Origin of the sequence: Actinoplanes sp. NPDC051475 (assembly GCF_040689425.1) — a bacterium.
GTDB lineage: Bacteria > Actinomycetota > Actinomycetes > Mycobacteriales > Micromonosporaceae > Actinoplanes.
In genome coordinates this window covers 447,840-469,344 of sequence record NZ_JBFAZZ010000004.1, presented here as the reverse complement: position 1 = coordinate 469,344, position 21,505 = coordinate 447,840, and the positions used below count along the sequence as shown (strand labels likewise).

19 protein-coding genes, 4 tRNA genes and 1 pseudogene are annotated in these 21,505 nt (G+C 68.1%); 20 read left to right on the top strand and 4 right to left on the bottom strand.

The genetic code is table 11. The annotated features are described in order from the left end of the window. Positions 1-134: 134 nt before the first annotated feature. From AB0368_RS11765 to AB0368_RS11755, 3 genes and pseudogenes are all read right to left on the bottom strand, one after another. Positions 135-575: pseudogene (locus tag AB0368_RS11765) on the bottom strand (TIR domain-containing protein); the annotation flags it as partial. A gap of 446 nt (positions 576-1,021) precedes the next feature. Beyond that, positions 1,022-1,273 (bottom strand): hypothetical protein, encoded by a 252-nt coding sequence (locus AB0368_RS11760; RefSeq protein ID WP_366153756.1) that lies wholly within the window; start codon positions 1,271-1,273, stop codon positions 1,022-1,024. Positions 1,274-1,575: 302 nt separating this feature from the next. Beyond that, positions 1,576-1,656, bottom strand: a tRNA-Tyr gene (locus AB0368_RS11755). A 149-nt stretch (positions 1,657-1,805) separates the two neighbouring features. Between AB0368_RS11755 and AB0368_RS11750 the strand changes: the two genes are divergently transcribed. Genes AB0368_RS11750 through AB0368_RS11740 form a run of 3 tightly spaced genes read left to right on the top strand, consistent with a single transcriptional unit; the run spans position 1,806 to position 3,458 of the window. Beyond that, positions 1,806-2,300 (top strand): YajQ family cyclic di-GMP-binding protein, encoded by a 495-nt coding sequence (locus tag AB0368_RS11750; protein WP_366153755.1) that lies wholly within the window; start codon positions 1,806-1,808, stop codon positions 2,298-2,300. 30 nt (positions 2,301-2,330) lie between these two features. Then, a complete protein-coding gene (locus tag AB0368_RS11745; RefSeq protein ID WP_366153754.1) occupies positions 2,331-2,633 on the top strand; it encodes a hypothetical protein in 303 nt (100 codons plus the stop codon). Positions 2,634-2,648: 15 nt separating this feature from the next. Continuing rightward, complete coding sequence (locus tag AB0368_RS11740; RefSeq protein ID WP_366153753.1) at positions 2,649-3,458, top strand: sulfurtransferase; 810 nt, start codon at positions 2,649-2,651, stop codon at positions 3,456-3,458. Here the strand turns inward: AB0368_RS11740 and AB0368_RS11735 are convergent. Next, positions 3,455-3,850 (bottom strand): hypothetical protein, encoded by a 396-nt coding sequence (locus AB0368_RS11735; protein ID WP_366153752.1) that lies wholly within the window; start codon positions 3,848-3,850, stop codon positions 3,455-3,457. The genes AB0368_RS11740 and AB0368_RS11735 overlap by 4 nt on opposite strands. Positions 3,851-4,105: 255 nt before the next feature. Here AB0368_RS11735 and AB0368_RS11730 point away from each other — a divergent pair, with 255 nt between their 5' ends. The 17 genes from AB0368_RS11730 (at position 4,106) to AB0368_RS11650 (ending at position 21,493) form a co-directional block, all read left to right on the top strand. Continuing rightward, complete coding sequence (locus tag AB0368_RS11730) at positions 4,106-4,261, top strand: hypothetical protein (protein WP_366153751.1); 156 nt, start codon at positions 4,106-4,108, stop codon at positions 4,259-4,261. Between the two features lie 58 nt (positions 4,262-4,319). Further along, on the top strand, positions 4,320-6,845 hold the full coding sequence (locus AB0368_RS11725; protein ID WP_366153750.1) for a sensor domain-containing phosphodiesterase: 2,526 nt from the start codon (positions 4,320-4,322) through the stop codon (positions 6,843-6,845). Positions 6,846-6,946: 101 nt separating this feature from the next. After that, a tRNA-Thr gene (locus AB0368_RS11720) sits at positions 6,947-7,022 on the top strand. A gap of 46 nt (positions 7,023-7,068) precedes the next feature. Continuing rightward, positions 7,069-7,141 (top strand) — tRNA-Met (locus tag AB0368_RS11715). A 127-nt stretch (positions 7,142-7,268) separates the two neighbouring features. Continuing rightward, entirely contained in the window at positions 7,269-7,436 is a 168-nt protein-coding gene (gene rpmG / locus AB0368_RS11710) for a 50S ribosomal protein L33 (protein WP_067495822.1), read from the top strand. Positions 7,437-7,530: 94 nt separating this feature from the next. Next, the gene (locus tag AB0368_RS11705) at positions 7,531-7,977 is read left to right on the top strand and encodes a MaoC family dehydratase N-terminal domain-containing protein (RefSeq protein ID WP_366153749.1); all 447 of its coding nucleotides are present in this window, start codon (positions 7,531-7,533) and stop codon (positions 7,975-7,977) included. A 2-nt stretch (positions 7,978-7,979) separates the two neighbouring features. Further along, positions 7,980-8,375: a MaoC/PaaZ C-terminal domain-containing protein gene (locus tag AB0368_RS11700; protein WP_366153748.1), complete on the top strand. Its 396-nt coding sequence runs from the start codon at positions 7,980-7,982 to the stop codon at positions 8,373-8,375. A gap of 142 nt (positions 8,376-8,517) precedes the next feature. Next, positions 8,518-8,590: transfer RNA gene (locus tag AB0368_RS11695), tRNA-Trp, on the top strand. 114 nt (positions 8,591-8,704) lie between these two features. Beyond that, complete coding sequence (secE, locus tag AB0368_RS11690; RefSeq protein WP_366153747.1) at positions 8,705-9,091, top strand: preprotein translocase subunit SecE; 387 nt, start codon at positions 8,705-8,707, stop codon at positions 9,089-9,091. A gap of 27 nt (positions 9,092-9,118) precedes the next feature. Beyond that, a complete protein-coding gene (nusG, locus tag AB0368_RS11685; RefSeq protein ID WP_366153746.1) occupies positions 9,119-9,913 on the top strand; it encodes a transcription termination/antitermination protein NusG in 795 nt (264 codons plus the stop codon). A gap of 79 nt (positions 9,914-9,992) precedes the next feature. Continuing rightward, entirely contained in the window at positions 9,993-10,703 is a 711-nt protein-coding gene (gene rplA / locus AB0368_RS11680) for a 50S ribosomal protein L1 (RefSeq protein WP_366153745.1), read from the top strand. Between the two features lie 67 nt (positions 10,704-10,770). Beyond that, positions 10,771-11,496, top strand: coding sequence for an ATP-binding cassette domain-containing protein (locus AB0368_RS11675; RefSeq protein ID WP_366153744.1), 726 nt, complete (start codon positions 10,771-10,773; stop codon positions 11,494-11,496). Continuing rightward, entirely contained in the window at positions 11,493-12,191 is a 699-nt protein-coding gene (locus AB0368_RS11670; RefSeq protein ID WP_366153743.1) for a hypothetical protein, read from the top strand. The genes AB0368_RS11675 and AB0368_RS11670 overlap by 4 nt, the downstream gene beginning before the upstream one ends. A 268-nt stretch (positions 12,192-12,459) precedes the next feature. After that, a complete protein-coding gene (gene rplJ, locus AB0368_RS11665) occupies positions 12,460-13,005 on the top strand; it encodes a 50S ribosomal protein L10 (protein WP_366153742.1) in 546 nt (181 codons plus the stop codon). A gap of 54 nt (positions 13,006-13,059) precedes the next feature. After that, a complete protein-coding gene (gene rplL, locus AB0368_RS11660) occupies positions 13,060-13,443 on the top strand; it encodes a 50S ribosomal protein L7/L12 (protein WP_366153741.1) in 384 nt (127 codons plus the stop codon). A 628-nt stretch (positions 13,444-14,071) separates the two neighbouring features. Beyond that, positions 14,072-17,512, top strand: coding sequence for a DNA-directed RNA polymerase subunit beta (locus AB0368_RS11655; RefSeq protein ID WP_366153740.1), 3,441 nt, complete (start codon positions 14,072-14,074; stop codon positions 17,510-17,512). A gap of 90 nt (positions 17,513-17,602) precedes the next feature. After that, positions 17,603-21,493, top strand: a complete 3,891-nt coding sequence (locus tag AB0368_RS11650) for a DNA-directed RNA polymerase subunit beta' (protein WP_366153739.1) — start codon at positions 17,603-17,605, stop codon at positions 21,491-21,493. Positions 21,494-21,505 lie beyond the last annotated feature (12 nt).

Genomic DNA, 21,505 nt, shown 5'->3' with positions numbered 1-21,505 from the left:
GTGCCCGGAGCGGCTGGCACCGACCGCGGCGGCAACACGGGGGCCTGCCCCAACGGGGGCTCGACGTCCAGGGGCTGGGCTGTCAGCACCCGCAACAATGCCTCGACGCCCGACTTGGTGAGCTCCGGTATCCGGTACGACGTGCCGCCGGCCGGCGACAGCCAATCCGGTAACCCGTCGGTGTCACCGCCCGGCAGAATCACGGGAAGGATCGACCGAACACCCGTTTCCTGATCGGCATACCACCGCTCCAGCAAACGCTGGGCCTCCCACCGCACACCCTTGCCAACCGATCGGTCGCCCCGGTTCTCAGCACGCTCCCGATACGCTGGCGACGCCACTACCAGCACGAAGTCAGCCTTGCGGACCTGCTCGTTCATCCATTCCGGCCAAAACTGCCGCTGGGCGGTCGCCGAGACATCCAGTTTGGCGTCAACGCCCAGCGACCGCAGCAACAACCACAACTGCCGAACGGACTCCGCATGATCAGAATTGTCATTCGCGTACGAGATAAGTACCCGAGCCCGCCTTGGTCCGCCAGCCTCGCCCACGCGAACTCCAACCAAATTGATCATGTATGGAGCAATAGGAACCGAACGACCATGCCTATCACGCCAAGACAAGCTCAGACATCAACCCATCGCCAAAACTCAATGAGCTCGCAGACGATGTCCCGGGCGGCGAGGAAATGCACCCACGGCTGCGGCCCGAAGAACGCTCACGACGATTGGCTCTCGCGGTAGGCACAACGAAGGCGGATCATCCGAGTGCGCCGCCGCCGCCGCCGTCGCAGTCGCAGTTGCACAGCTAGACGTCGGGCGCACGGTGCCAAACGAACGCGTATCGCACTTCAGTCGACCAAGGACAAACTGGCGCTGCGATCCACTGCCGAATTGATCTTCCTGAACCAAGGCGCCGCGCGAGCGCGGCGCGGCCGGCCGCGCTCGGCCATGCCCTGGCGGGCGCCTTGAGGAAGACGCAATCCTGGCAGACGTGAGGTCGCGACGTTCTCCGCCGTGGATCAGTTTGGGACGACTTCGTATTCATCCTCCGCGTGGTCAGCCTGCTGCCGCTCCAGCTGGTAGCCGAGGAGCTGCACGCACCGCCAGACCCCGAAGACCAGGCCGGTAAGGATGGCGGCCGGAACGGCAGCCCATGGTGCTCCGGCCCAGGCGGTGTTAATGGCCACCAAGATGATCAGTAGCCACTCCCACAAGCGCAGGCGCAGCGTGATCGAGCGCGGCTTTGTATCGCGTCCAAAGAAATTGACCATGCCAGCTCAACGACCGTGGTGTCGGAGCGGGGTCGTGGGCCAGTCGGTGAGCCCCAAGGTCGTATGTCCGGTAGGGCGCTCCACCTTGGCGCCCTGGGCCAGTCCTGCTCCACGGTGTGGGTCGACGGCGGACGGGATGGCACGGGGCAAGGGGCATCGGGGGAGGGACAGGCATGATCGACCTGCCGCCGATCCGCCCACAACAACTCGCGACGAGCCGGATTCGGCTGGACGAAGCTGGACTGAACGAGAACGGCCCCGGAGCGCGTTTCCGCAGCTCACGGGGCCGATATCAGAGCCTGTGGCGGGTAGAGGATTCGAACCTCTGTAGCTTTCGCGACGGATTTACAGTCCGCTCCCATTGGCCGCTCGGGCAACCCGCCTGGGCATCGCCGCCTCAGTGTTCCTTGGCAGCGGAGAACAGGATAGCCGTAGCCGCGGCCGGTTCTGCAACCGGGTACGGTCGGCATGTCGGGGGCCCGCGGGGCTCTTCGTCGACATCGATACGCGGCCCACCAGCAGGAGTCTGATCATGGCAGCCAGCCCGTCGTTCGACATCGTGAGCAAGGTCGACGCTCAGGAGGTGGACAACGCCTTCCATCAGGCGGAGAAGGAGCTCGGTACCCGGTTCGACTTCCGGGGGACCGGGACCGTCATCGCGAAGTCGGGGGAGAACGGGGTCACCATCACCTCGGAGACCGAGGAGCGGGCCGTCGCCGCACTCGATGTCTACAAGGAGAAGCTGGTCAAGCGGAACATCTCCTTGAAGTCTCTGGAGGCCGGCGATCCTCGGCAGTCCGGGAAGACGTACAAGATCGACTGCAAGGTCATCGAGGGCATCGAGGCCGACAAGGCCAAGGCGATCAGCAAGAAGATCCGGGATGCCGCTCCGAAGGGTGTCCAGGCGCAGATCCAGGGGGACCAGCTGCGGGTCACCGGCAAGAAGCGGGACGACCTGCAGGCCGTCATCGCCCTGCTCAAGCAGGAGGACTTCGGGGTCGCCCTGCAGTTCACGAACTACCGGTAAGGCGGGGCGCCGCGGTCCAGACTGAGGTTCATGGACCTTGGTGCGGCGACGCTTGCCATCGGCGGTGCGATCGGGCTGGCCCTCGCGCTCTTCGGGGTGAAGATGCTGGTTTCCGGTCGGGCTCCGGCGAGCACCTTGCGCAACTTTCCGGGGGTACGCGCCGCCGCCCTGTATCACCTGTTGTTCGGGGCGGCGCTGTTGCTGATGGTGGTGGGACAGGCGCTGATGGCCGGGACCGCTTCGACCGTCACGACTGCGGTCGCCATCGTGCTGGTGGCGGTCGCCTTGATCAGGTATCGGCCGCGACGGGGGCGGCCGCGCGAGGACGCCTAGTTCCGGGGAGCCGTGGTGATCGATCCGGTCGTGGACCTTCAGTGGGTGCGGGAGCGGGAGGGCCGGGTCGTGCTGGCCGATGTGCGCTGGTATCTCGACGGGCGGTCGGGGCGGGAGGCGTACGAGAAAGGTCATCTGCCCGGCGCCGTCTTCGTCGACCTGGACCGCTGGCTTGCTCGTCCGGCCTCGCCGGCCGAGGGCCGGCATCCGCTTCCCGATCCGGAGGTCTTCGCGGAGGGCATGGCCGCGGCGGGCATCGGCGACGAGGACACGGTGATCGGGTACGACGACACGGGCGGAGTCGTCGCGGCGCGACTGGTCTGGTTGCTGCGCGCCACGGGTCACGACGCCGCGTTGCTGGACGGCGGGCTCACCGCGTACCAGGGAAATATGGTGACCGGACCGTCCAGCCGGACCCCCGCGGTCTTCACTCCCCGGCCCTGGCCGGGGGATCGGCTGGCTGACATCGATGCGGCCGCCGACGGTGGTGCGGTGGTGCTGGACGCCCGCGATCGGCCGCGGTTTCGCGGCGAGGCCGAGCCGGTGGATCCGCGGGCGGGGCACATTCCGGGGGCGCGCAATCTGCCGTGCCGGGAGAATCTCGACGACACGGGTCGTCTTCTTCCTGTGTCGCAGCTGCGTGAGCGGTTCGCGGCCGTCGGCGTCGAGGAAGGCGGCGACGTCGTCTCCTATTGCGGCTCGGGCGTCACGGCCTGCCACAACCTGCTGGCGATGGAGCATGCCGGGCTGGGGACCGGCCGGCTCTATCCGGGCTCGTGGTCGCAATACAGCGCTACCGACCGGCTCGCGGCCACCGGCGACTAGTCGGGGCGGCCGGCCAGTCCGCGGGCGGCGTCGGCCTCGTCCGGTCCGAGGCCTTGATATCCGGTGAGCTCGTGCTGGCGGGCCTGGTCCGCGATCCAACGATTGTGGGCCTCCCATGCCGCCTGCTTGCTCGTGCCCAGGGCGGCGCCGATCTGCGTCCAGGAGGCGCCGGCTGCCCGGGCGGAGCGGACCATCGCCTGGCGCCCGTAGCCCGCCTTGCGGATCACCACCTCGCTGAGGGCGAGGAGCTCCAGGCCTTCCTCGGGGCTCAGCGGCTCGGACTCGCCGTCGCCGGCCATCGTGGCCAGGGCGTCCCGCATCCTCAGCTCGTCGTAACGCGTTGTTGCGGTGGAGAGCGTGTGTCGTTGCTCAAGGTCATCGGGAGTGGTCATACCCGTAGTCTGGCGTCAGGAAAACTTGACGTCAAGAGTGCTTGACGACGCAATGCGAATTGCGCTCACATCTCCCTTTATTTCAGGCACAAAGCCACCAATTTTGCGGTCCGTAATTGCGGTCGCGCCTCAGCCGTTCAGCCAAGATTTCGGGATGTGCGGGTTCGACCCGGCCGCGGACGCTGTCCGACGTACTCAGCGTGTGGCACCATCATGGAACCCCCCACCCGGAGCGTCTTCCTACGAGGAGCAAACATGTCCGCAAGGAAGCTGGGCCGCTTCGTTGGCTTGGTTTTCGTGCTCGCGGTTCTGACCGGCGGCAGCGCCGCTTCAGTGTCCGCCGAGCATGCGTCCGGGGGTTCGACGCCGGCAGCCGTCCAGCTGTTTCTCGGCGACATCGACTGGGACTGAACCGGCCGGCCCTTACGGAACGGCAGCGCTGTAACGGTCCGACGACGAGGAGCGCGCTATGGCCGGGCGATCACCGTCGCGTGGGCGTTCTTCGCAGTACGCCTGGCTGATCACCACGCCCCTCGCGCTTTTCGCGCTCGCCTGCCTCACCTATTACTGGCTTGCTGTGCCCACGTGGTGGCACCACTGGGCCGGTTCCCTGCTCGTGCTGGCGGCCTTCATCGTCGCGCACGTCAGCGTGCTGAGTGTCGTCGTCCGACGCCAGGCCTTGCTCGTCGTGCTGAACGAGATTCCGCTCATACTCGCCATTTACTTCCTGCCTCCGGTGCCGGTGATCCTGGCTCCGACGATCGCGAGCCTGGTGACTCAGCTCCGGTCCCGGACGGATACCACCAAGACGGCGTACAACGTCGCCAAGTCCGCGGCCCGTACGGCCGCCGCCCTGGTGGTCGTCTCCTGCATGCCGGAGATCCGCGGCGCCGGCCCGGGCACCTGGGGCATCCTCGCCGCAGCGGTCGCCACCGCGACCATCGTGAGCTGGTTGTCGTACGCCGGCGTCATCACCGTGGTGCAGGACCGCCGCGCCGGGCAGGACGCGATGCGCGCCGGTTCGCAGACGCTCGTCACCGCGGCCATCAACATCGTCGTCGGGCTGGTCTTCCTTGTCGCGCTCGACGCCACGTGGTGGGCCGCCATCCCGCTGGGCCTGCTCCTGCTGGCCATGACGTTCGTGCTGCGCTCCTTCTCCGAGTTCTTCCGCCAGCACCGCACCCTGACCGAGGTCTACGAGCTCACCCAGGCGATGCGGGAGCAGGGCACCGACGGCAGCCTCCCGGACGTCCTGCTCAGCCGGGTCCGGACCCTCATGCGCGCCGAGTACGCGACCCTCTGGCTCCCGGCACAGGGCCGCCACCCGGAGGTGCTCCTCACCGCCCGGGTGGACGGCAAGGGACTGCTGGACATCTCGCCCACCCCTTCTCCCGTACGCGAGCAGGCGATCAGCAGCGGCCACACCGTTCCGGTCGGCGGCCGGTTCGGGGAGACCGTTCACCTGCGGCCGTACCTGCGGGACAACGGGGTCAAGGACGTCATCGCGGTGCCGTTGCGATCGGGTCAGACCACTGTGGGCAGCCTCGAGGTCAGCAACCGGCTCGGGGATGCCGTCACGTTCCGCGACGCCGACGTGCAGGTGCTCGAGACGATCGCGGCGCACGCGGCGGTCGCCGTGGAGAACGCGCGGCTCGTCGAGCGGCTGCGTTACGACGCGTACCACGATCGCCTGACCTCGCTGCCCAACCGCCGGCGGGTGATCGACGCCCTCGCCGAGTCCGTCAAGGTGCGGGCCGGCGAGGTGGTCGCGGTCATGCTCTTCGACGTCGACGGCCTGCGCGACGTCAACGAGTCCATGGGGCATGCCGCCGGCGACAAGCTGCTCGCCGAGGTCGCCCAGCGGCTCCGCAGCATCGCCGGCCCGGGCGCCCTGGTCGGCCGGATCGGTGGCGACGAGTTCGTGGTCACGCTGCGGACGGACAACGCCGAGGAGACCGTACGGCTGGCGACCGAGATGCGGGAGCAGCTTCGCGGCCCGATGGTCGTCGGGTCGCTCACCCTCGACGTCGACACGGCCGCCGGCGTGGCGCTGCACCCCGATCACGGCGACGACCCGGATGCCCTGCTGCGCCGGGCCGAGCTTGCCGCCAACGCGGCCAAGGCGCTCCCGTACGGCGTGCAGCTCTTCCACCCCGCGCTGGAGTCCCGTGCGGTCCGCCGCCTCGGCCTCGCGGCGGACCTGCGGCGCGCCCTGGACGACGGGGCGCTGGAGGTGCACTACCAGCCCAAGGTCTCCATCCAGGACCGGCACCTGATCGGCGTCGAGTGCCTCGCCCGCTGGCAGCACCCGGCGCACGGCGAGGTGTCCCCGGAGGACTTCGTCGCGGTGGCGGAGCACACCGGCCAGCTGAACCGCCTCACCGAGGTGGTCCTCACCGCCGGCCTGCGGCACTGCCGCGAATGGGCGGACGCGGGCCGTCCCCTGTCCATCGCGGTCAACCTGTCGGCGCGCACCCTGCTGGATCCCCGGTTCCCGGACCAGGTGCACGAGCTGTTGAAGCAATACCGCGTCCCGGCCGGCCAGGTCACCTTCGAGATCTCCGAGCCCGGCATGCTCGGGGAGATCGAGCGCGCGCTGCCCACCCTCTATCGCCTGCGAGACCTGGGCGTGCGGCTGTCGGTCGACGATTTCGGTACGGGTGCCTCGTCGCTGTCCTATCTCCGTCAGCTTCCGGTACACGAGGTGAAGATCGACGACAGCTTCGTCGAGGGCATGGCGACGGACTCGGGTGACCTGGCGATCGTCCGGGCGGTCATCGGCCTGTCCCGTGAGTTCGGTCTCACGGTGGTGGCCGAGGGCGTGGAGAGCGAGCTGACCCTCAACCTGCTCGCCGATCTGGGCTGTGAGATCGGCCAGGGGTATCTCTTCAGCAGGCCGTTGCCGGTGGAGCGGCTGAACATGTGGCTCAGCGCCCAGACGGAGCCCGAGGAGACGCCCACCGGAGAGGTCCGGCGGCTGCGAGCCGTTGGCTGATTGCTTCTGAACTGCCCATACGGCGCGCCGGGGTACCGATTTCACCTCGGCTACCGGGCCGTGTAAGCTTCTCCCTGCGCAGCAAGCGAGAGATCGCGCGCGCCCCCTTAGCTCAGTCGGCAGAGCGTCTCCATGGTAAGGAGAAGGTCTACGGTTCGATTCCGTAAGGGGGCTCCACCCGGGTTAGTGATCCGCCATCAGGCGCGGGATTTCAGCCTGGCGCGGCGGTGTAGCTCAGATGGCAGAGCAAGCGGCTCATAATCGCTGTGTCGCCGGTTCAAGTCCGGCCACCGCTACTGTCCGGGATTCGTCCCGGATGCCGTACGACCCCCGGGCGAACGTCCGGCGTTTTGCATGTCCGCGTGGCAAGCGTCTACGCTGAGATGCCGTATGTGAACCCCGTGAGCAGGAAGGCACCCCGCCGTGGCCAAGGCGACCGACGTCCGTCCCAAGATCACCTTGGCGTGTACGGAGTGCAAGGAGCGGAACTACATCACCCGTAAGAACCGCCGCAACGACCCGGACCGCATCGAGCTGAAGAAGTTCTGCCCCCGGGACGGCAAGCACACCCTGCACCGCGAAACTCGCTGAGCTGAGCCTTCCAGTTGCGGCGGCGCCCCGACCCTGGGGTGGCCGCCGCTTCTGCGTTCAGGCGCGGCGAACGACGGCAGGGTAGTTTCCCCTCATGCCCCTGGACCAGTCCTTCGTAGGCCGCAGCTGGCCGGCCACCGAGCCCTACGTGGTGGGCCGCGAGAAGATCCGTGAGTTCGCCATCGCCATCGGCGCCACCGACGCGGAGTATCACGATCCCGCGGCCGCCCGTGCCGCCGGCTACCCCGATGTCGTCGCGCCGCCCACCTTCCCGGTGGTGATCACCATGGCCGCCAGCCGGCAGATCCTCGAGGATCCCGGGCTGGGCCTGGACTACAGCCGCGTCGTGCACGGCGACCAGAAGTTCGCGTACTCCCGGCCGGTCGTCGCCGGAGACACGCTGGTCTGCGTCAACACCGTCGAGGACATCACGTCCCGGAGCGGCCACGACTTCATGATGACCCGGACCGACGTCACCACCGATGCCGGCGAGCCCGTCGTCACGGTCTGGTCCAAGCTCGTCCAGCGCGGGGAGGACTGATCATGGCCGAGGACCTGCCCACCCAGACCTTCCGGGTCACCCGGGCCGACCTGATCCGGTACGCGGGTGCGTCCGGCGACTTCAACACGATCCACTGGAGCGACCGGATCGCGAAGAGCGTCGGCCTGCCCGGCGTGATCGCCCACGGGATGTACACGATGGCCCTGGCGGGCCGCGCGGTCACCCTCTGGGCCGGCGCCCCCGACGCCGTGGTCGAGTACGGCGTCCGTTTCACCCGCCCGGTGCCGGTGCCGGACACCGACGAGGGCACCGAAGTGGTGGTGAGCGGCGTCGTCAAGGAGGTCACCGACGACGGGCTCACCCGGATCGACGTCACCGCGACCTGCAACGGCGAGAAGGTCCTCGCCATGGCCAAGGCCACGATCCGCAAGCGCTGACGTCCGGCGGCCGGTTCCCACCCCGGGAGTACCGGGGCCGGGTTGGGAATCACGGGGACGAACCCGTACACTGGTCCGCCGTGGGGTAATCGACCCTGCCTTTCGCATGCGAAGCGTGCGCGGGGCGTGGCCGCCCTCACGTAGGGGTGTAGCTCAATTGGCAGAGCAGCGGTCTCCAAAACCGCAGGCTGCAGGTTCAAGTCCTGTCACCCCTGCGCACCGAACCCGTATCGGCCCGGCGGCGACGCCCGGCGCGGGCCGCCGGTACGACCGAGCGCCGCGTAGGGCGCTGATGCGACATCCACCGACCGACGACGGAAGAGGGCGAAGTGGCCGAGAGGAAGCGACCCGGTGACGACGCTGCAGGCGGCCGCCCCGAGGACGAGGCGTTCGACGACGCAGTCGCCGACGACGAGGTCCTGGACGACGACGTCGAGGCCGACGAGCCGGTGACCCGGGGCGGCGGGACCGCCGTCCGCGAGCGCACCGAGAACGCCGACAAGCCGAAGTCGATGAAGGAAGGCCGCCGTGGCGGCCGCATCGGCGGTTTCTTCCGCGAGGTCGTCAGTGAACTGCGTAAGGTCATCTGGCCGACCCGCAAGGAGTTGCTGACCTACACCGCCGTCGTGATCGTGTTCGTCACCGTGATGACCACGATCGTCGCCGTGCTGGACTATGGATTCGGCAAGGCCATCCTGGCGTCGTTCGGCAACTGAAGCTGATAGTTACGGAAGTGAGCAAGCGTGCCTGAGTACGACGACGAGACCGCCCTTTCCGCCGACGAGCAGTCCTCGGTGGCGACCGCGGGCGACGACGAGTCGGTCGAGGCCGCCGCTGAGCCCGCCGCCGAGGCGCCCGAAGCCGAGGCGGCCGAGGTCGAGTCTCCCGACGTCGAGACTCCCGATGTCGAGGCGCCCGAGGTCGAGGCACCCGAGGTCGAGGAGGACTACGACCCCGTTGCCGAGCTGCGCCAGAAGCTGCGCTACGCCCCCGGTGACTGGTACGTGGTGCACTCGTACGCCGGTTACGAGAACAAGGTCAAGACCAACCTCGAGACCCGGATCACGAGCCTCGACATGGAGGACTTCATCTTCCAGGTCGAGGTGCCGACCCGCGAAGAGGTCGAGGTCAAGAACGGCAAGCGCAACCAGGTGCAGGCCAAGGTCTTCCCGGGCTACATTCTGGTCCGGATGGACCTCACCCCGGAGTCGTACTCCTGCGTGCGGAACACGCCGGGCGTGACCGGCTTCGTGGGCGCGACCGACCGGGTCGACCGGCCGGCGCCGCTGTCGCTCGACGAGGTGCTGAAGTGGCTCGCCCCGGCCGTCGAAGCCGAGGAGAAGAAGGCGAAGCCCGAGATCAAGGTCCTCGACTTCGAGGTCGGCGACTCGGTCACGGTCACCGACGGCGCGTTCGCCTCGCTGCCGGCCTCGATCTCCGAGATCAACGCCGACCAGCAGAAGCTCAAGGTCCTCGTCTCGATCTTCGGCCGGGAGACGCCGGTCGAGCTGAACTTCAACCAGGTCACCAAGATCTGATTGAGGCAACACCCCGAGTAAGTCGTGGGAGGGACGCGCACGTGTGCGTCCCGCCATCAACCACAGGAGTACGAGAAAAATGCAGCGCAGCAAGGCCTACCGTAAGGCCGCCGAGCAGATCGACGTCTCGAAGCTCTACCAGCCCGTCGAGGCCGTGACGCTGGCGAAGGAGTCCAGCCCCACCAAGTTCGACGCCACTGTCGAGGTCGCGATGCGCCTCGGCGTCGACCCCCGCAAGGCGGACCAGATGGTTCGTGGCACGGTCAACCTGCCGCACGGCACCGGTAAGACCGCCCGCGTGATCGTCTTCGCCCAGGGCGCGAAGGCCGAGGAGGCCGTCGCGGCCGGCGCCGACGAGGTCGGCACGGACGAGCTCGTCGCCCGCATCCAGGGCGGCTGGCTGGACTTCGACGCCGCGATCGCCACCCCGGACCAGATGGCCAAGATCGGCCGGATCGCCCGGATCCTCGGCCCCCGCGGCCTCATGCCGAACCCCAAGACCGGCACGGTCACCATGGACGTGACCAAGGCGATCTCGGACATCAAGGGCGGCAAGATCACCTTCCGGGTCGACAAGCACTCGAATCTGCACCTGATCATCGGCAAGGCCTCCTTCTCGGCCGAGCAGTTGGTCGACAACTACGGTGCGGTGCTCGACGAGGTGCTGCGGGCCAAGCCGTCCGCCGCCAAGGGCAAGTACCTCAAGAAGGTCACCGTCAGCACCACGATGGGCCCCGGCGTGCCGATCGACCCGAACGTGACCAAGAACCTCCGTGAGGCGCAGGACTGACGGTCGTCATCCACAGCGAAGCCCCCGGGGACAACCCCGGGGGTTTCTTCTGTGCGAGGCTGCCCGGGTGCGATTCGAGCAGATCTGGTTCCGGTACGCACGCCGCGCGCCATGGACCCTGCGAGCGGCCGACGCCACCCTGGAACCCGGGGCCACCGTGGTCGTGCTCGGCCGCAACGGCGCCGGCAAGTCCACCCTGCTCCAGCTGGCCGCGGGTGTGCTCCGCCCCGGGCGAGGCGCCGTCCGGGGCCGTCCGCGGGTCGTCGGCTGGGTGCCCGAGCGCTTCCCGGCGGATCAGCCGTTCACCGCACACCAATACCTGTCCGGCATGGCGGCGCTGCGCGGCCTGCGCGGCGACGCCGAGGTCGATCGCTGGATCGAGCGGCTGGGCCTGGGCGAGCACCGGGACACCCGGCTGAACGCCCTGTCCAAGGGCACCGCCCAGAAGGTGGGCCTGGCCCAGGCGCTGCTCGTCACGCCCGGCCTCCTGGTCCTCGACGAGCCGTGGGAGGGCTTGGACGCCCAGGCCCGCACCCTCATCCCGCAGATCGTCGCCGAGGTGACCGGCGCCGGGGGAGCGGTCCTGGTCAGCGACCATCGCGGCGAGATCGCCGGCCTGCCCGATGCCGTCCGCTGGACGATCACTGAAGGCACGTTGCACGAGGCGGACGAGGCCGCCGACGACCTGATCATCGAGGTCGCGGTGCGCCGGGCGCAGGCCGACCGGACGGTGGCCGGGCTGCGTGCCGACGGTCACCGCATCCTGGGCGTACGCGAGGAGCAGCCGGGATGATCGCGCTGACCCGGATGCGCCTCGCCGGCTTCCTCCGTGGTGGCCGCGTCCTCGCGCCGCTCATCACCGGCCTGGTCCTGCTCGGCATCCTGCACGGCGGTGGCCGGTCATCGGCCGCCCCGGCGTACGGCTACTCCGCCGTCGCGCTCTTCCCGGTGTTCGCGTGGCTCGCCAAGGTCGTGCTCGACACCGAGCCGGACGTCCAGCGCCGGCTGGCCCGGATCGCCGTCGGGCCAGCCCGGGAGCTGGTCGCCGGCGCGCTGGCGGCCGCGACGGCCGGGCTGGTCCTGGGCATGGCGGCCATCGTGGCCCCGCTGCTGCTCGGCGCCGTGCGCGGCCCCGAGCCGGGCAGTGCCGAGCCGTCCATGGCCGCCGGGGTCGGCCTCGGCGTGCTGGCCCACGTGCTGTCGCTCACCGCCGGCGTGGCACTCGGCGCGCTCGCGAGCCGGGCGGTCACGCGGACGATCCGCAACGGCGTCACGGTGCTGGTCACCGGTGCGGTGCTGGGCGTCGTGCTCGGGCTGCAGGGCTCGGTCGCGCCGTGGCTGGTGCCCCCGGTGATGGCGACCGCTCGGGCCCTCGCTCGGGCCCCGCTGCCGTCCGCCGGGACGTTCTGGCTGCTCAGCGCGTGGGCGTGGGGGTGGGCCGCGGCCGGGCTGGGGGCGTACGGGTGGCTTCGCCAGGGCCGGAGCTGAGCCGATTTGGTCTGGGGCGCTCCGCCGCGTACTCTTCGGTGTTGAAGTTCCACCCACAGACCGCTGGTTGCCGCAGTCGCCGTCGTTCGACGGAGGCCGCGGCCGAAGGTCCCGCAGCAAGGCGGGCGGCCCGCGCAGGGGAGAACGGTTCGTGATCGTGGTTGCCTCCGCGCGCCATGTTCCGCCCCGTGCGCCCTGCGCCGGGGCGTTTCTCGTTGTTCGGGCCCATGCACCAGTCCAGCGGCTCTTGAGCAACGAGAGGAGGGACATGGCGGACAAGCCGGTCCGGGCCGACAAGGCCACTGCCGTCGCCGAGCTCACGGAGCAGTTCCGTAACTCGTCGGCCACCGTGTTGACCGAGTACCGCGGCCTCACGGTTTCCGAGATCACCGAGCTTCGGCGTTCGCTGGGCAACGAGACCAAGTACTCCGTGTCGAAGAACACGCTCGCGAAGCGGGCGGCCAGCGACGCGGGTATCCAGGGCCTCGACGAGCTCTTCGCCGGTCCTACCGCGCTCGCCTTCGTCAGCGGCGACCCGGTCGAGGCGGCCAAGGGCCTTCGAGCCTTCGCCAAGACCCACCCCGTCCTTGTCATCAAGGGCGGTGTCTTCGAGGGCAAGGCCATCTCGGCCGCCGAGGTCGGCAAGATCGCCGACCTCGAGCCTCGCGAGGTGCTGCTGGCCAAGCTGGCCGGCGCCATGAAGGGCAACCTGACCAAGGCTGCGGGCACCTTCCAGGCCCCGCTGGCCCAGGTCGCACGCCTGGCGGCTGCACTGCAGGACAAGCGCGCGCAGGACGGTTCCGCCGAGGGCTGACAGCCCGCGCGGAGTTTGACTTACATCCCACGGAAACAACGAAAGGTTGCCGACATGGCGAAGCTCAGCACCGACGAGCTGCTCGACGCGTTCAAGGAGATGACGCTGATCGAGCTGTCCGAGTTCGTGAAGCAGTTCGAGGAGGTCTTCGAGGTCACCGCCGCCGCGCCGGTCGCCGTCGCGGCCGCCGTCCCGGGTGGCGCCGCCCCCGAGGCCGAGGTGGAGAAGGACTCGTTCGACGTCGTCCTCGAGGCCGACGGTGGCAAGAAGATCCAGGTCATCAAGGTCGTGCGCGAGCTGACCGGCCTGGGCCTCAAGGAGGCCAAGGACGCCGTCGAGGCCGCCCCCAAGGCGATCCTCGAGGGTGTCAACAAGGAGAAGGCCGAGGAGGCCAAGGCCAAGCTCGAGGGCGAGGGCGCCAAGGTCACCCTCAAGTGACCTGAGCTCCACCCGCTTCATCCTCGCCGCAGGCGGGGGCCCGTTCCAGGGCCCCCGCCTGCGCGGCGTTCGAGAAGAAACCGCAGGTCAACAGCAATATGGCGGACCGTCGGAAGCCTGACGGACAAAAGCCGCCGGAGCCTGCATCTCATGCGTTAAGGTCTCTATGCCTCGTCCGGCGAACGACGGCACAGGACCGACCCGCGGCACAGCCCTTGACTGTGTGTCCGCCGACAGGCACGCTGACAACAGCAAGTTTCCGCGCTTGCGACAGCCGCCCTGTGGGTACACCGCTTACGACGGTTCCCCGCAGACGGCACCCGAGGGAGTTTCGCCGCGTTCCGAGCGGCCCCGCACGAGGCACTGACCGTGGAGGCGCAGGTCAAGTGGCCGCGGGGGCACGTTCCGCAGGCCCCCTCCGGTGTGGGCTGGACAGCGGTTAGCCGAGCGGCTACACTGCTAGTTTGCGCTGCCTTCTGCCTTGAGCCCTGCAGGAACATCCAGCCGGATGACTTCCTGGGGGTTCATTGGAGTGCCCGGCAGTTAGTGGGCACAGCAGTCAGTAGCGCACACAGTTGCATCAGCAGCTCAGCCGCATCAGCAGCACCGGTCCTCGGAAGGACGCATCTTGGCAGCTTCCCGCCCTGCGAAGACCAGTCGTACGTCGAGCGCTTACGCTCCCCGCCGTATCTCTTTCGGCAGGATCACCGAGCAACTTGAGGTCCCCAACCTCCTCGCCCTCCAGACGGAGTCGTTCGACTGGCTGGTGGGTAACGAGGCATGGCAGGCCCGATCGACGGATGACCCGCACGCCCACTCGGGCCTCGCAGAGATCCTCGAAGAGATCAGTCCCATTGAGGACTTCTCCGGCACAATGTCGCTGTCCTTCTCCTCTCCGCGCTTCGACGAGGTCAAGGCCTCGATCGAGGAGTGCAAGGAGAAGGACCTGACCTACTGCGCACCGCTGTTCGTGACCGCGGAGTTCACCAACAACACCACTGGCGAGATCAAGAGCCAGACCGTGTTCATGGGTGACTTCCCGATGATGACCCCCAAGGGGACGTTCGTCATCAACGGCACCGAGCGCGTCGTGGTGAGTCAGCTCGTCCGCTCGCCGGGCGTGTACTTCACGAAGGAGCCGGACAAGACCTCCGACCGCGACCTGTCCAGCGTCAAGGTCATCCCGAGCCGGGGCGCCTGGCTCGAGTTCGACATCGACAAGCGCGACACCGTCGGCGTCCGCATCGACCGCAAGCGCCGGCAGGCCGTCACCGTCCTGCTGAAGGCGATCGGCTGGTCGGCGGACCAGATCCGGGAGCGGTTCGGCTGGTCCGAGCTGCTCATGACGACGCTCGAGAAGGACCACATCGCGGGGCAGGACGAGGCTCTGCTCGACATCTACCGCAAGCTCCGCCCGGGAGAGCCCCCGACCCGGGAGAACGCGCAGACCCTGCTCGACAACCTCTTCTTCAACCCGAAGAGGTACGACGTCGCCAAGGTCGGCCGTTACAAGTTCAACAAGAAGCTCGAGATCGACGTCCCGATCGTCCGCGGCACCCTGTCCGAGGAAGACATCGTCAAGACCGTGGACTACCTCTGCCGGCTGCATGCCGGTGAGGAGGGCTACGAGGCCGACGACATCGACCACTTCGGCAACCGGCGCCTGCGTACGGTCGGCGAGCTGATCCAGAACCAGGTCCGCGTCGGCCTGTCCCGCATGGAGCGCGTCGTCCGCGAGCGCATGACCACGCAGGACGTCGAGGCGATCACGCCGCAGACCCTGATCAACATCCGTCCCGTCGTGGCGGCGATCAAGGAGTTCTTCGGCACGTCGCAGCTGTCGCAGTTCATGGACCAGACCAACCCGCTGGCGGGTCTGACCCACCGGCGCCGGCTGAGCGCGCTCGGCCCGGGCGGTCTGTCCCGTGAGCGGGCCGGCTTCGAGGTCCGTGACGTGCACCCGTCCCACTATGGCCGGATGTGCCCGATCGAGACCCCCGAAGGCCCGAACATCGGCCTGATCGGTGCGCTCTCGACCTTCGCGCGGGTGAACCCGTTCGGTTTCGTCGAGACGCCGTACCGCAAGGTGGAGAACGGCCGCGTCACCGACGAGGTGCACTACCTCACGGCGGACGAGGAAGACCGGTTCATCAAGGCCCAGGCGAACGCCGCGCTCTCCAGCGACAACACGTTCGCCGAGGACCGCGTCCTGGTCCGCCGGAAGGGCGGTGAGGTCGACTACGTGCCCGGCACCGACGTCGACTACATGGACGTCTCGCCGCGGCAGATGACCTCCGTCGCGACCGCGATGATCCCGTTCCTCGAGCACGACGACGCCAACCGCGCGCTCATGGGTGCGAACATGCAGCGTCAGGCGGTGCCGCTGGTCAAGGCCGAGGCCCCGCTCGTCGGCACCGGCATGGAGTACCGCGCCGCGGTCGACGCCGGTGACGTGGTCGTGGCCGAGGTCGGCGGTGTCGTCGAGGACCTCTGCGCCGACTACGTGACGGTGCACCAGGACGACGGCCACCGCCGGACGTACCTGCTGCACAAGTTCCGTCGCAGCAACGCCGGCTCCTGCGTCAACCAGAAGCCGGTGGTCTTCGAGGGCGACCGGATCGAGGCCGGCCAGGTCATCGCCGACGGGCCGTGCACCGACGAGGGTGAAATGGCCCTCGGCAGGAACTTGCTTGTGGCCTTCATGTGCTGGGAGGGTCACAACTACGAGGACGCGATCATCCTGTCGCAGCGCCTCGTGCAGCAGGACGTGCTCACCTCGATCCACATCGAGGAGCACGAGGTCGACGCGCGTGACACCAAGCTCGGCCCGGAGGAGATCACCCGCGACATCCCCAACGTCAGCGAGGAAATGCTCGCTGACCTGGACGAGCGCGGCATCATCCGGATCGGTGCCGAGGTCGTGCCCGGCGACATCCTGGTCGGCAAGGTCACGCCCAAGGGCGAGACCGAGCTGACCCCGGAGGAGCGGCTGCTCCGCGCGATCTTCGGTGAGAAGGCGCGCGAGGTTCGCGACACCTCCCTGAAGGTGCCGCACGGCGAGACCGGCACGGTCATCGGCGTCCGCACCTTCTCGCGCGAGGACGGCGACGAGCTGCCCCCGGGCGTGAACGAGCTGGTCCGGGTGTACGTCGCCCAGAAGCGCAAGATCCAGGACGGCGACAAGCTCGCCGGCCGGCACGGCAACAAGGGCGTCATCTCGAAGATCCTGCCGATCGAGGACATGCCGTTCCTGGAGGACGGCACCCCGGTCGACATCGTGCTGAACCCGCTCGGTGTGCCCTCGCGCATGAACATCGGCCAGGTCCTGGAGACCCACCTCGGGTGGATCGCCAAGACCGGCTGGGAGGTCGAGGGCGAGGACGCCGACTGGAAGCGGCAGCTGCGGGCCATCGAGGCGCACGAGTCCCCCGCGGACTCGAACGTCGCGACCCCGGTCTTCGACGGCGCCCAGGAGGAGGAGATCAAGGGCCTCCTCCAGTCGACGATCGTCAACCGCGACGGCAAGCGACTGGTCAACGGTGACGGCAAGGCGCAGCTCTTCGACGGTCGCTCCGGCGAGCCGCTGCCCGACCCGATCTCCGTCGGCTACGTGTACATCCTCAAGCTGAACCACTTGGTCGACGACAAGATCCACGCTCGCTCGACCGGCCCGTACTCGATGATCACGCAGCAGCCGCTGGGTGGTAAGGCGCAGTTCGGTGGCCAGCGGTTCGGCGAGATGGAGTGCTGGGCGATGCAGGCCTACGGCGCGGCGTACGCGTTGCAGGAACTGCTCACCATCAAGTCCGACGACGTCCTGGGCCGCGTGAAGGTCTACGAGGCCATCGTCAAGGGCGAGAACATCCCGGAGCCGGGAATCCCCGAGTCGTTCAAGGTGCTCCTCAAGGAACTCCAGTCGCTGTGCCTGAACGTCGAGGTGCTCTCCAGCGACGGTGTTGCCCTGGAGATGCGCGAGACCGACGACGAGGTCTTCCGGGCCGCGGAAGAACTCGGCATCGACCTGTCCCGTCGCCCGAACGAGGGCGTCAGCAGCGTCGAAGAGATCTGACGGAGAGCGTCCCCGGTGGTCTGAGACCGCCGGGGACGCCCCCGCCGGCCTGGAATTTATCCGAGCAACGAAACACGAGGGATAGTCCAAGTGCTCGACGTCAACTTCTTCGACGAGTTGCGCATCGGCCTTGCTACCGCTGACGACATCCGGCAGTGGTCGCACGGTGAGGTCAAGAAGCCCGAGACGATCAACTACCGCACCCTGAAGCCCGAGAAGGACGGACTCTTCTGCGAGAAGATCTTCGGTCCGCAGCGGGACTGGGAGTGCTACTGCGGCAAGTACAAGCGGGTCCGGTTCAAGGGCATCATCTGTGAGCGCTGCGGCGTCGAGGTGACCCGGTCCAAGGTGCGCCGTGAGCGCATGGGCCACATCGAGCTGGCCGCGTCGGTCACGCACATCTGGTACTTCAAGGGTGTGCCGAGCCGGCTGGGCTACCTGCTCGACCTGGCGCCCAAGGACCTCGAGAAGATCATCTACTTCGCCTCGTACGTGATCACGAGCGTGGACGCCGAGGCGCGTCACCGCGACATGTCCACCATCGAGAACGAGATCTTCGCCGAGAAGCGGCAGTCCGAGAACGGCCGCGACTCCGAGATCGAGAAGCGGGCCGCCAAGCTGGAGCAGGACCTCGCCGAACTCGAGGCCGAGGGTGCCAAGGCGGACGTGCGCCGCAAGGTCAAGGAGGCCGGCGAACGCGAGATGCGCCAGATCCGCGACAAGGCGCAGCGCGAGATCGACCGGCTCGACGAGGTGCTCGACACCTTCCGCAAGCTCGACAGCAAGCAGCTGGTCACGGACGAGCTGCTCTACCGCGAGCTGCGGGACCGCTTCGGTGAGTACTTCACCGGTGGCATGGGTGCCGAGGCGATCAAGGCGCTGCTCCAGAACATGGACCTGGACGCCGAGGCCGAGAACCTGCGGGAGATCATCCGTACGGGCAAGGGCCAGCGGAAGATCCGTGCGCTGAAGCGGCTCAAGGTCGTCGCCGCGTTCCTGAACACGCGCAACTCGCCGCTGGGCATGGTCTTGGACTGCGTCCCGGTCATCCCGCCGGACCTGCGCCCGATGGTGCAGCTCGACGGTGGCCGCTTCGCGACGAGCGACCTGAACGACCTGTACCGCCGGGTCATCAACCGCAACAACCGGCTCAAGCGCCTGATCGACCTGGGCGCGCCCGAGATCATCGTCAACAACGAGAAGCGGATGCTGCAGGAGGCCGTCGACGCGCTTTTCGACAACGGCCGCCGCGGCCGGCCGGTCACCGGCCCGGGTAACCGCCCGCTGAAGTCGCTGTCCGACATGCTCAAGGGCAAGCAGGGCAGGTTCCGGCAGAACCTGCTGGGCAAGCGCGTCGACTACTCCGGCCGTTCCGTCATCGTCGTCGGCCCCCGGCTCAAGCTGCACCAGTGCGGCCTGCCGAAGCAGATGGCGCTGGAGCTGTTCAAGCCGTTCGTGATGAAGCGCCTGGTGGATCTCAACCACGCGCAGAACATCAAGTCGGCCAAGCGCATGGTCGAGCGGCAGCGCCCGGTCGTGTGGGACGTCCTGGAAGAGGTCATCAGCGAGCACCCGGTGCTGCTGAACCGTGCGCCGACGCTGCACCGCCTCGGCATCCAGGCCTTCGAGCCGCAGCTGGTCGAGGGCAAGGCGATCCAGATCCACCCGCTCGTCTGTACGGCGTTCAACGCCGACTTCGACGGCGACCAGATGGCGGTGCACGTACCGCTGTCGGCCGAGGCGCAGGCCGAGGCCCGGATCCTGATGCTCTCGTCGAACAACATCCTCAAGCCGGCCGACGGCAAGCCGGTCACCATGCCGACCCAGGACATGGTCATTGGCCTCTACTTCCTGACGCACCTCACCAAGGGTGCGAAGGGCGAGGGCCGGGTCTTCAGCTCGGACGCCGAGGCACGGATGGCGTTCGACAACGGCGAGCTGCACCTGCAGGCGTCGGTGAAGATCCGCCTCCCCGAGGTGCTCGAGGTCGACAACGGTGCCGGCGCGCCCACCTGGGAGCGGCCGGAGAACTGGGAGTCGGGCGACAAGCTGCTCGTCGAGACCACCCTGGGACGGGTGCTCTTCAACGAGACGCTGCCCCCGGGCTACCGGTACGTGAACTACGAGATCCGCAAGGGTCAGCTCTCCGCGATCGTCAACGACCTCGCCGAGCGTTTCCCCAAGGTGGCCCTGGCGGCGACCCTGGACGCGCTCAAGGAGGCCGGCTTCCACTGGGCCACCTGGTCCGGTGTGACGATCGGCATGGGCGACGTCGTCGGTCCTCCGCGCAAGCCGGAGATCATCGCCCGCTACCAGGGCGAGGCGGACCGCATCGACAAGCAGTACCAGCGGGGTCTGATGACCGCCGAGGAACGCCGCGGCGAGCTCATCGACATCTGGACCAACGCGACCAAGGACATCTCGAAGGAGATGGAGTTGGCGCTGCCGCAGGAGAACCCGCTCTGGGTGATGATCAACTCCGGCGCCCGCGGTAACCTCCTCCAGCTCCGGCAGATCGCCGCGATCCGTGGTCTGGTGGCCAACCCCAAGGGCGAGATCATCCCGCGGCCGATCACGTCGTCGTACCGCGAGGGTCTGACCGTGCTGGAGTACTTCATCTCCACGCACGGTGCCCGTAAGGGTCTGGCCGACACCGCGCTGCGTACCGCCGACTCGGGTTACCTGACCCGGCGTCTGGTGGACGTCTCGCAGGACGTCATCATCCGCGAGGAGGACTGCGGCACCGACCGCGCGATCCCGATGCAGGTGGCGGACAAGCTGGACGACGGCACCCTCGTCGTGCACACGCACGCCGAGACCGGTGTCCACGCCCGTACCCTGGCGGACGACATCGACGACACGCAGGGCAATCGCGTGGTGTCGCGTGGCGACGACCTCAACTCGATCCTGGTCGACAAGCTCGTGGCCGCCGGCGTCGAGAACGTCCGCGTCCGCAGCGTGCTGACCTGTGAGTCGAAGCTCGGCGTCTGTGCGGCTTGCTACGGCCGTTCGCTGCCGACCGGCAAGGCGGTCGACATCGGCGAGGCGGTCGGCATCATCGCCGCCCAGTCCATCGGTGAGCCCGGTACGCAGCTGACGATGCGTACCTTCCACACCGGTGGTGTCGCGGGTGAGGACATCACCCAGGGTCTGCCGCGTGTGCAGGAGATCTTCGAGGCCCGCGTGCCCAAGGGCAAGGCGCCCATCGCCGACACCCCGGGCCGCGTGCGGATCGAGGACGGCGAGCGCTCGCGCAAGATCATCGTGGTCCCGGACGACGGCAGCGAGGAGATCGTGTACGACAAGATCTCGAAGCGCGTCAAGCTGCGGTTCCACGACGGCGACCACGTGGGCGTCGGCGAGAAGCTCACCGAGGGCACCATCGACCCGCACGAGCTTCTGCGGATCATGGGTCCGCGGGCGGTCCAGGTCCACCTGACCAGCGAGGTCCAGGAGGTCTACCGCTCGCAGGGTGTGCTCATCCACGACAAGCACATCGAGATCATCATCCGCCAGATGCTCAAGCGGGTGACGGTCATCGACTCGGGCGCCGCGGAGTTCCTGCCGGGCGTGCTGGTCGACCGGGCGCTGTTCGAGTCGGAGAACCGCCGGATCGTCGGCGAGGGTGGCGAGCCCGCTGCCGGTCGTCCGGTGCTCATGGGTATCACCAAGGCGTCGCTGGCCACCGACTCCTGGCTCTCGGCGGCCTCCTTCCAGGAGACCACCCGGGTGCTCACCGACGCGGCGATCAACTCGCGCAGCGACTCGCTCGTCGGCCTCAAGGAGAACGTCATCATCGGCAAGCTCATCCCGGCCGGTACGGGCATCAGCAAGTACCGCAACATCCGGGTGGAGCCCACCGAGGAGGCGAAGGCCAAGGTGTACTCGATGACCGGGTACCCCGAGACCGACTACGGCTTCGGGCCGGCCAGCGGGCAGGCTGTGCCGCTGGACGACTTCGACTTCGGGTCGTACCGCTAAGGGTTTCCGCAG